The following is a 10,483-nucleotide window of genomic DNA, read 5'->3' on the forward strand; positions in this document are numbered from 1 at the left end:
TGGGTAAAAAGTGCGGCAACATCGTTTGCTATGCAGTCTGTTGGAGGCGGAAAGTCATCGTCAAAGGCTGATGGTGGAAATGGTGTTATATCTACAGGCAAAGGACGGGTGGAGTCTGAAAGTAGTATTACTTGTGAGACCAGCTATGGGAAGTCAATAGAAAATACAGAGTTTTTTAAAGAAAATGGGGGATTGGATGCTTCGGATTACATTTCAATTCATTCACGAAAACACATGTATGATCCTGATACTGTATCTACACCTAAAAAAACTCAATATGGAAAGGATGTTAATGTTGGAAAATTGTGTGAAGATACTATTATGAAGCCGGATGAAGTAATTTATAATAAAGATCAAAATGTAATGATATACAAGAAAGAGTACCCTTTTAATATTAGTACGAGTGATACACCAACTGGTACACACAGAGTGTTTATTCCATTAAATACGCAAGGTAAGAAGACCATTAGAATGAGCCAATTTCCGTTGGTTGGAGGTAATTGAAATGAAATATGCAATTGAAATAGCTCTGAATAGAATTATTCCTAAAGAAATAAAATCAATCATTGCAACCCAAAGGACACTGGATATATTAATTGATGGTGTAACGGAAAACTTTGTAGTTATTCCGATGGACGAAATGTTAGAAGTATATAAAGAACAGGAAAATTTATTTGATTATGATGTCATTCCGTTTGCTATTTTAGATGATGATTATTTATGTCTATATTATCAGAATAATGGAATTTCAATTATTTATTGGAGTTCAGAAAGAGCACTAGAATCAAAGAATATGGCAATCTTTCAATTATATTCATCTTATGAAGATTTTGTAAAAGATTGCATCACAACTAAGCCTCCCCACGGGCAGGCTTAAATCCTAGTCTCACTACCAGACATTTAACAGAACTTCTTAGGTTCATAAGGTTTACTATCCCGTAACACGGCATAAATTACGGTGGTAAGCTTTCTTGCCACGGCTCCTGTGGCAGTTAAGTGATGTTTACCTTGGTCACGTTTCTTTTTATAATATGCATTCAACAGGATAATTGTGAAATAGGAATAAAAGAAAAGCAATAGATAGAAAAAGACTGCTTTGATTCCTATGCGTTTAGCATACCAGAGTGGTAGTAACAACGATAAACTGTTTAGAAATCAATCATTGTTAGATGAGCATTATGGAAAATATGGTCAAGAGATTGCAGATGTGTTAGGTGATTCCAACTATTGAAAGGTAGGTATAAATATGCATATTGAAGAAATTAACTGGTTAGATATAGGTGAAGAAGAAGCGGTTTTAAAAGTTGTAAGTGATGCAGATTGTTTAATTTGTTTTTCGTGCCCATGTTCATATAATGTAGGAGATGTATTAGTAGAACCATTAGAATGCCTTGATACAGAAAATATTATATTGTGTGAAAGAACGGAAAATATTATTGAAAAAATGGAGGGTGAATTTAAGTATAAATTAAGAGGTGAATTAAAGAATATGGAAAAGGGGATTGTTGAGGTAAAGGGGTTTGCGTTACATATTGATGAAGACAAAATCCCCAAAGATGTGTCAAATGGGATGTGTATTCAGTTTGAAGTATCTAGAATTGATATTTGGTAATTTGCGATTCGGCTAATTGTAGATTAGTTTTTAAAGCTCTTTGTTTTCACATAGTCTATTTTAAGAATTTTCGATAGGTCAAGAAATGGAGCACAGATATAAAGATAAACAATTCAGGCGGAGGAAAAAATATTTCTCAAGTTCAAGTTTCGCCAAGCGGTGGTAGACTGGAAGTAGTTCGTATGTAAAAATCGGCACTACAGAAAGAACGGAAAATATTATTGAAAAAATGGAGGGTAAATTTAAGTATAAATTAAAAGGTGAATAAAAAAATATAAGGAGGAAGTATGTCGGTTTTAGATAGTGGAACAATAGATGGAATGGCTACGGATGAAAATGGGAAGGCTTTAATATTACTGATATCAGATCATCTTGATTGGAAAAATGAGTATGATCATTTACTAAGACTACAAGAAAAAATAAATTCTTATATTACATTCTGCGAGGAACATCAATATAACGAATTTTATGAAGAAGATTTAATAGAATATGCTGTTTTTGAAATCCATTTTAAGTATGAACCAACAAAAAAGGCTATGGATTTTTTAGAACAAGTACAGCGGCAAGTAAATGAACTCGGAATAACAATCGAATGCCATATATAGAATGGGTATTCGTGAGAGAATGCATTGTTTTCATAGCAATTAATGCGTAGGAAACAATGTATTTTTTTATAATTAAATAGAGAAAAACTAAATGACTGTTGACAAAAATAATTGATGATGCAATACTATTGTTTGACAATAATGTAAAGGAGATGGTGTTGTGTCGCGGGAAGATGATGTTGGAGCTGCGGGCGTTGGAGAAGCTGCGAAGGATAGCAGGGATGAGCTTGAAGACATTTTAAAAGCACTTGAAGCTGGTGATTCTGACAAGCATGGACCCAATATGAAGATCATCATAGGTGTAATAGCTGGGATCGTATTGGTTTCAGTTGTGTTAATCATCATAATGGTTAATAGGAAATCTGTTGTGCCTGATTTTGTTGGGCACACAACGGCGGAGGCAAAACAAATTGCCAGAGAGGCTGGTGTAACGCTTGAGGAGAAAAAAGAATACAGTTCTGAGGTAGAAGAAGGATGCGTTATCTCACAGGATATAGCCAAGGGAATGAAGGTGAAACGTAAGGCTTCAGTTGGAATAACGGTCAGTAAAGGCAAGGAGATGACAGTTGTGCCGGAATTTGTTGGTGAAACCCTGGAGGATGCCAGAGCTATGGCTGCAGAGGCTGGTATAGAGCTTGAAGAAACTGAAGAATATAGTAAGGATGTTGCGGCTGGCTTGATAATTGAACAGCAGGATACACAGGGAACCAGCATAGAAAAGGGGAGTTCTGTAAAGATCACAGTAAGCCTGGGAGAGCAGACGGTAAAACTTCCTGACTTTGTAGGTATGACCTTGAATGATGCAACTATACAGTGTTCAACCCTTGGAATCACCTTTAGTACCCTCCAGGAGAATTCTGATACCGTTGATGAGAATGTGATCATCAGACAAAGCGTAAAGGCGGGAACTGAGATGACTGAAGATACTCAGTTGTATCTGATAGTGAGTAAGGGCAAGAAGACAAGCTCGTCTGTGGCTGCAAGCTCCGGTTCAGCAGGTGGTGGATCGGGATCATCTGGTGGTTCGGGAACAAATGAACAGGCGGACAGCGGAACATCAAGCGTAAATGAAGATGAGTTTATAACAGAAGAAGAAGAGTGGGGTGATTGATCATGAAAAAGGAGTTAAAGAGAAGGATAATTACAGTAATTGTAGGAGCAGTGATTATGTGTATGGTCAGCTTTGTTCCAGAAATGGTACAGGCATATGCTTCGACGAATGCAGTGTCGGAGGATGCTGGAATCAGGGCTGAATATAATGGTGACAGTGGGGTGCTGACATTGGATGTTTCCACAAATAAGGCGATGATTGACTTTGGACTGGAGGACAAGAAGCCGTGGACTAATTTCAATGTTATAAAGGTTGTAGTAAAGCCTGGAGTTACACATATAGGTAACAATGCATTTTCAGGATGTACAAATCTGGAGTCTGTGGTTATAGAGGGAGACGAACCTCTCACTATAGGACGAAGGGCTTTTTATGGATGTACTTCTTTAAAGTCTGTGGAATTTTCGAAAGGAACTTTGTCGGTGGGGGCGTATGCATTTGCCAGATGTTCAAGTTTGAAGAATGTAGACATGTCTGGATCTCAGATATACGAACTTGGTCAGTTTGCATTTGGAGAGTGCTATAGCATAACCGATTTGAAATTATCAGAGTATACCAAGAATCTGGGAGACTATTGTTTTCAGGGCTGTAACAGAATAAAGAACATAGATATTCCTGATAATTTATCAAGTGTTGGAAATTGTGCCTTTGCGGGATGTGAATTGTTAGAGCATCTGGATTTTTCGGAAAGACTGACAAAACTGGGCGATTTCTGTTTTATAGGGTGTAAAAATCTTCAATATGTTAGATTGTTAAGAAGACCGGCGGATGCGGATTTTGGAACCGGCTTGTTCAAGGAGGGAAATCCAACCGGAACCTATCTGTATACATATGAGGCTGGTAACAACATATATACTCCGGATTCTGATGAGAATGTGATTATCAAGAGGGCTTATAGGTTTGATGAAAGCAGTATGAATGTAAGTATTCCGGCTAAGAGTTATGCTTATACGGGAAAGCCTATAAAACCGGTAATTAAAGTTACGGATAATGATGGCTCTGTAGTAAATCCAGATGCATATGATGTTACATACTCGAATAATAAAAATGTCGGAACCGCTGTTATAAAGATTACAGGAAAAAATGAGAATATCGGCACACTCACAATGAAATTCTCAATAGTTCAGGCAGCATGCAAGCTTTCTGTTAAGAAGGATGGTAAGCAGGCCGCAGGTACATATACGCTTCTTCTGAACAGTCGTGGAACAGCATCTATGACCCTTGCAGCTACGACTTCAGGAAATGAGAAGATAAGGTACACAAGCTTAAACGAGAATGTACTCAAGGTCAATGACAGAGGAGTCATAACAGCCACAAAAACGGGTACAGCAAAAATAACAATATGCGCTAATAATAAGACAAAGTCAAATTATAAGCCATGCTCAAAAACAATCACTGTGAAGGTAAGAAAACCTCAGAGCATACAGGTTAAGAGTAAAAAGACACAGTATAATTATAAGAAGGGCGTGAAGAGAAGCATAGGAGCCTCAGCAAAGGGTGGAGTCAGACTTACATATAGTTCATCCAATCCTAAGGTTATTTCTGTAGCGAATAATGGAAAGATAACAATAAAGGGTGTTGGTAAAGCTATAGTTACGATAAAAGCAGGTGATAATGGTGTATATGAGCAGAAGGTAAGAAAGATTACATATTATGTAAGACCGGTGATGTCATCTGTGTCAATTGCCCATAACAGCAAAACACTTAAAGTAACAGTAAATAATCCTACTCCGAATTCAAAGGTTATCGTAAAAGTGTATGAATCGTCAAAGATGAAAAAACTATATGGTAAGCCACATATAAAAACTGTAAAGAAAGGCAAGAAAGTAGTTATTACTGTGAATGTATCAAAGTATAGCAGATACTATCCTGTAATTTATGTGAAGAAAAATGGCGTTGAATCACAGAAGGTTACAAATAGCAGAGGAGATATAAGGAAGTAAAGGGGGCATTTCAGATGACGAGAGTAAAAAAACTTATAGCGGCAGTGATGATTGTCTTGGCTATATGTTCATTTGGTATGGTGCAGGCACACGCTGATGAGTCGGATTCGACTGATGCGGTAAAAACCTATTATTGCATAGCAAATTATCCAGTTGGAGTAAGATTAAGTACATCACCAAACGGAAGAGCGCTTGCATGGATAACCATGACCGAGTCTGAAGCAGCGGATGCGTATGTGTATGGAAAAATAGATTACAGTGAGGATAAAGACGAGCTGAAGATACGTGGACTTACCGCACAGTCCATGAGACTCTACTGCGAAAAACTGGCCATAGGCAGTGAGCCATGCAAAATAGACAAGATAATCTCATGTGGAGGCAGTATCATGACTCTTGAGGTTAAGTCTGGTTCATATCTAAAGTGCAATGAAGTCGTGGGGGCTCACCGTTTTGATATTGCTCCAAGCGGACAGGATAATAATGTGTACAAGCCTTCAGCCTTGAATTTATCAGAGGACAGTGCTGAGGTGATCATTTCAGATGATAAACCATATGTATATACAGGCAAGGTGATAGCTCCGACAGTACAGGTCAAGTATGAGGGAAGAGTTATTGAACAGGGTACAGACTATAAGGTCACCTATAAAGACAATATTAATGCAGGAACACAAGCAAAGATTGTGGTGACTGGATGTGGAGATTATGGCGGAGAGATCCAGAAGGAATTTACAATTAAGCCTGCAAATGTGCAGTCTGCATCGATAGATGTGGCATCTTGTGTATATGACGGAACAGCAAAGTTACCAAAGGTTACAGTGAAGCTGAATGGTGCGGTAATGGGTACTGATAACTATAAGATTACTTTAAAGAATAATGTATCGGCCGGAAATAAAGCGGAGGCAGCCATAGAGGGTTGTAAGAATTTAACTGGAAAAGTAAGTAAGACATTTACAATTTCTCAGGCGGATATAACAAAAGCGACAGTGACATTAGCTGCTAATTCTTATACATATAGCGGAAGTTATTTCAAGCCTGCAGTTACAGTTGCGTATGGAAGTGCAAAGCTGAAGGCATCAGATTATACAGTACAATACGCAAATAATAAAGAGCCTGGTACAGCGACAGTTACTATTACGGCAAATGGTTCCAACTGTGTATCAGGAAAGAGAGTAGTAAAGAATTTTAGAATTGAAAAAAAGGTACCGGTGATCTCGTTCAAGAGTCCTATATCAACAACATGGCACAATGCAAATGGAACACATGGCTTTGAGTGTGTTGCACCTAGTGATTGTCAGGGTACATTTAGCTTCAAATCAAGTAATCCTAAATTGCTTGCGATCAATGCGGCAGGTGGAAGAGTTCAGGTTATGAATAACAAAGCATTTGGCAGTGTAGTGATTACAGCTACCTTTACACCAAAGGGAGCGGATGCTGCGCACTATAGTACAAAGTCTATCACCAGAACTATAAAAGTGGTGCCAAACATAGTTAAGATAGCGAATACAGAATCTAAAAAATCAGGACAGTTATATATACAGTGGTCTAATAGTAAGAAGGAGTATAATGCCAGCGAATATAGGATATATTATTATGGCTACAAGAAGGACAGTGAAGATTGTGGACAGATGTCACTATATAATTCAAAGAGTAAGATAACGGGTACCAGTACAACCATAACCGGACTGAAAGCTGGAAAATATTATATTAAGGTTGTTCCTTGCTATAAGTCAGGCGGAAACGTGCAGAATGGTGCCAGCACAAGTGCTGTAAAGTGTGTTATTAAATAGTCGAAAGAGGAAATCTTATGGAATTTATGACTCCTGTGGATAAATATATGATATCGGGTGTCCATCGTATAAGAATAGGAAGTCTTGACGAGAATGAGATTGTGGTGAGAAGCCCGGAAATGATTGGTGTTCAGACCGAATTTGTGGAAAATGGAAATGGATGGATTATATGTGATACTGGCAGTCGTAGCTTGACCGTGGATGGCAATCTGGTACAGTCAGGATACAAGCTCAAATGTGGAGATATTATAGAACTCGGTGCTTTAAGGATAATATATTGTGTGCAGATTATCGGTGTGATTATACAGAACGACTTAAAAGACAGTATTATTGTCAATCTGCCATACTTGGATTCAGAGGCGCTTAAGTATGAGGATGTTCAGGGAAAAGACAGATTTTTTCACAGATCCCCCAGAAATACGAAGGAGCCGGTTATAGAGTCAGTGACAATTGAGAATCCACCGGCAAAACAGCAGATAGAAAAGAAGCCGCTCTTGATGGTTATAGGACCAACATTTACAATGATGATCCCTATGATGCTTGGAGGAGTTCTTGCTATGTACAGCTACAGATCATCAGGGAGCAATTCTGGAATGCTTATGTATACAGGTCTTATCACTGCTGCTGCATCTGCGGCTATAGGAGTGTTATGGGCCTTCATCAATATGCATTATGATAAGAAGAGAAATGCACAGGGGGAGCTTGACAGGAGATCTGGGTATGCCAGATATCTGAGACGGCAGATAAAACAGATAGCTTATAATCAGAACACTATAAAAAATGTGCTTGGAGATATGTACAAATCTCCTGATGTTATAACGCAATATACAGATCAGTCAACTGAATTGTGGAATAGGAACAGGAATCAGAAGGATTATCTGGTGGAGCGGGTTGGCCTGGGAACATTGGATGTGTCAGAGTATATAACTGTTCCTAAGATACGAATGGAACAGTCTGATGATGAATTGATACAGATCCCGGGTAAAGTAAAGGCTGTATATTCACGAATAAAGGATGTTCCGCAGGGCGTGGATCTCGGAGCTACAGGTATAATAGGTATAGTTGGAGCGGGAGATAAGAGCAAAGCATTTGATGTGGCAAGAACCATGATTGCACAGATAGCAGCGAATAATTCTTATCGTGATGTAAAACTTGCATTTGCATTCGATTCTGAAACTGATAGCAGTGAATGGATGAACTATAGGTTTATGCCGCATGTGTGGCTCGATGATTATAGTGAGAGACTGATGGCGTCAGATAGAAGCTCAGTGGACGACCTGTTTTTCAGAATTATTGATATTCTGAGAGACCGGGAACAGAAAGATTATACTATAGAGAAGCGACAGTTTACTCACATTGTGTTGTTTGTTGCTGATACTTCTCTGCTGGAAGGGCATGCGATAAATAAGTACATAACAACAGATGCACAGAAATATTCTTTCACAGTGGTAACCTTGGCTGATAAGGAATCGCAGTTGTTGAATGACACTACTTATGAGCTTATAATCGACAAACAGTTTTCGGGAATCCATAGGATGAAGACGGATGAGTATAGCCATGTAGATTTTGATAAGGTGACAGAAAGTCAACTGGCAGCTTTTGCCGACAGAATAGCAGTTATAAAGGTGAACGAAGATGTGGAGGCTGGCGGTATACCCGACAGCCTTACATTTTTTGATATGCTGGGAATACAAAGGCTGGAAGAATTGCGGGTTCTCGACAGATGGAAGACAAACAAAAATTACAACAGTATGCGGGCTGTCATAGGTCAGTCGGCTGGTGGCAAGGACTGTATTCTTGATGTACATGAGAAATATCATGGCCCCCATGGGCTTGTTGCGGGAACTACAGGATCGGGAAAGTCGGAGACGTTGCAGACATATATTCTCTCAATGGCGATAAACTACAGCCCTGATGATATAGGCTTTTTCATTATTGATTATAAGGGCGGAGGAATGGCAAACCTGTTTGATGGTCTTCCACACATGATAGGAGCAATATCGAATCTGTCAGGAAGTGCGATAAAGAGAGCTATGGTGTCCATAAAGAGCGAGAATATGCGAAGACAGAGAGTCTTCAATGAGGCCGGAGTGAACAATATTAATAATTATACCAAGCTTGTAAAAGCCGGTGAGGTAGAACTTCCGGTACCACATCTGTTTATAATAGTGGACGAGTTTGCCGAGCTGAAGCGAGAACAGCCGGAATTTATGAAGGAGCTTATAAGTGTTGCACAGGTTGGACGAAGCCTTGGTGTTCATCTGATCCTTTCTACGCAGAAACCAGCAGGAACAGTCGACGAAAATATTTGGTCAAATTCTAAGTTTAAGCTGTGTCTTAGAGTGCAGGATAAGCAGGACAGTAAAGAGATGCTGCACAAGGAGGATGCTGCTTTTATAACTCAGGCAGGAAGAGGATATCTGCAGGTTGGAAATGATGAAGTGTATGAGCTATTCCAGTCTGGCTGGAGTGGAGCTGAGTATCGGGGAGATGCGGTTTCTGGTGAAGATACACGAACTGCGATACTTTCAGCTTCTGGTTCGGAGATTATAAGAAAGAAGAAAATTGCCAAAGTGTCAAATCCGGCAAACAGCGTAACGCAGTTGGATGCGGTTAAAGAGTATTTGGCCAAGGTAGCAAGAGAAAATGGATATAACAGAGATTATAGTTTGTGGATACCACCAATAGCTAATCCTATATTTATAGACGATATAGATGATGAATATCCGATAAATAAATCAGATGATGCATATTCATTGGTGGCAACTATAGGAATGTACGATGATCCATCAAGGCAAAGTCAGAAACCATATAGGATCGATATTGCGGATGCTGGAAATATTGCAGTATGTGGAACGAATGTAAGTGGTAAAAGTACCTTTGTTCAGACACTTATTGCATCATTGATAACCAGATATAAAGCTTCAGAAGTAAATATATACATAGCAGACTTTAGCAATAAATCTTTGCGGTGTTTTGAACAGGCTCCACAGGTTGGCGGTTTTGTTAGCGAGGATGATGATGACAGAATTAGGAAACTGATATTCTTAATAAACAGGATTATATCTACAAGAAAAAATATTCTTGGTGGAATAAGCTTCAACTCCTATAAAAAAGTTAACAAAAACGATATGCCTGCAGTAGTGTTCATAATAGATAACTATGCTGGATTTCGTGAAAAAACAGCAGAAATATATGATGATAATATGCAGAAGATTGTTCATGATGGTACTGCATATGGAATATATACGATTGTAACTGCAAATGGATTTGGTAATACGGGAATACCTGGAAGGATAGAAGACAATATATCTGAAACAGTGGCATTGAGCCTGAATGAAAAGTATATGTACTCATCGGTTCTGAGAACAGGAAGAGTGGAGCTTGAACCGGAAAATCTAAAGGGAAGAGGACTCATAAAGGTCGAT

General features: G+C 38.8%; 8 protein-coding genes and 1 pseudogene. 8 read left to right on the forward strand and 1 reads right to left on the reverse strand.

What is annotated here, in order from left to right; genetic code table 11:
- Both DWW70_RS14925 and DWW70_RS14460 read left to right on the forward strand, forming a co-directional pair.
- On the forward strand, positions 1–504 hold a 504-nt coding region (locus tag DWW70_RS14925; protein WP_199669340.1), incomplete at its 5' end, for a hypothetical protein.
- A 1-nt stretch (position 505) separates the two neighbouring features.
- Positions 506–877, forward strand: a complete 372-nt coding sequence (locus DWW70_RS14460; RefSeq protein WP_021981973.1) for a hypothetical protein — start codon at positions 506–508, stop codon at positions 875–877.
- Between the two features lie 23 nt (positions 878–900).
- Here the strand turns inward: DWW70_RS14460 and DWW70_RS15295 are convergent.
- Positions 901–1,057: pseudogene (locus DWW70_RS15295) on the reverse strand (IS110 family transposase); the annotation flags it as partial.
- Positions 1,058–1,246: 189 nt separating this feature from the next.
- Here DWW70_RS15295 and DWW70_RS14930 point away from each other — a divergent pair.
- From DWW70_RS14930 to essC, 6 genes are all read left to right on the forward strand, one after another.
- Entirely contained in the window at positions 1,247–1,612 is a 366-nt protein-coding gene (locus tag DWW70_RS14930) for a hypothetical protein (protein WP_055148005.1), read from the forward strand.
- 287 nt (positions 1,613–1,899) lie between these two features.
- A complete protein-coding gene (locus DWW70_RS14470) occupies positions 1,900–2,217 on the forward strand; it encodes a DUF6572 domain-containing protein (protein WP_055148002.1) in 318 nt (105 codons plus the stop codon).
- A gap of 160 nt (positions 2,218–2,377) precedes the next feature.
- A complete protein-coding gene (locus tag DWW70_RS14475; protein ID WP_118650113.1) occupies positions 2,378–3,328 on the forward strand; it encodes a PASTA domain-containing protein in 951 nt (316 codons plus the stop codon).
- A 2-nt stretch (positions 3,329–3,330) separates the two neighbouring features.
- Positions 3,331–5,268: a leucine-rich repeat domain-containing protein gene (locus DWW70_RS14480; protein WP_118650114.1), complete on the forward strand. Its 1,938-nt coding sequence runs from the start codon at positions 3,331–3,333 to the stop codon at positions 5,266–5,268.
- A gap of 14 nt (positions 5,269–5,282) precedes the next feature.
- Complete coding sequence (locus tag DWW70_RS14485; RefSeq protein ID WP_055224710.1) at positions 5,283–7,055, forward strand: hypothetical protein; 1,773 nt, start codon at positions 5,283–5,285, stop codon at positions 7,053–7,055.
- A gap of 17 nt (positions 7,056–7,072) precedes the next feature.
- A partial coding sequence (gene essC, locus DWW70_RS14490; RefSeq protein WP_118650115.1) for a type VII secretion protein EssC occupies positions 7,073–10,483 on the forward strand: 3,411 nt, incomplete at its 3' end.

The organism is Coprococcus sp. AF16-5 (assembly GCF_003479365.1).
GTDB classification, from domain to species: domain Bacteria; phylum Bacillota; class Clostridia; order Lachnospirales; family Lachnospiraceae; genus Coprococcus; species Coprococcus aceti.

Excerpts from the sequence above, each read along its gene's own strand:
- DWW70_RS14470 (WP_055148002.1), top strand. The coding sequence starts at position 1,900 with ATGTCGGTTTTAGATAGTGGAACAATAGATGGAATGGCTACGGATGAA.
- DWW70_RS14460 (WP_021981973.1), top strand. The coding sequence starts at position 506 with ATGAAATATGCAATTGAAATAGCTCTGAATAGAATTATTCCTAAAGAA.
- DWW70_RS14485 (WP_055224710.1), top strand. The coding sequence starts at position 5,283 with ATGACGAGAGTAAAAAAACTTATAGCGGCAGTGATGATTGTCTTGGCT.
- DWW70_RS14480 (WP_118650114.1), top strand. The coding sequence starts at position 3,331 with ATGAAAAAGGAGTTAAAGAGAAGGATAATTACAGTAATTGTAGGAGCA.
- DWW70_RS14930 (WP_055148005.1), top strand. The coding sequence starts at position 1,247 with ATGCATATTGAAGAAATTAACTGGTTAGATATAGGTGAAGAAGAAGCG.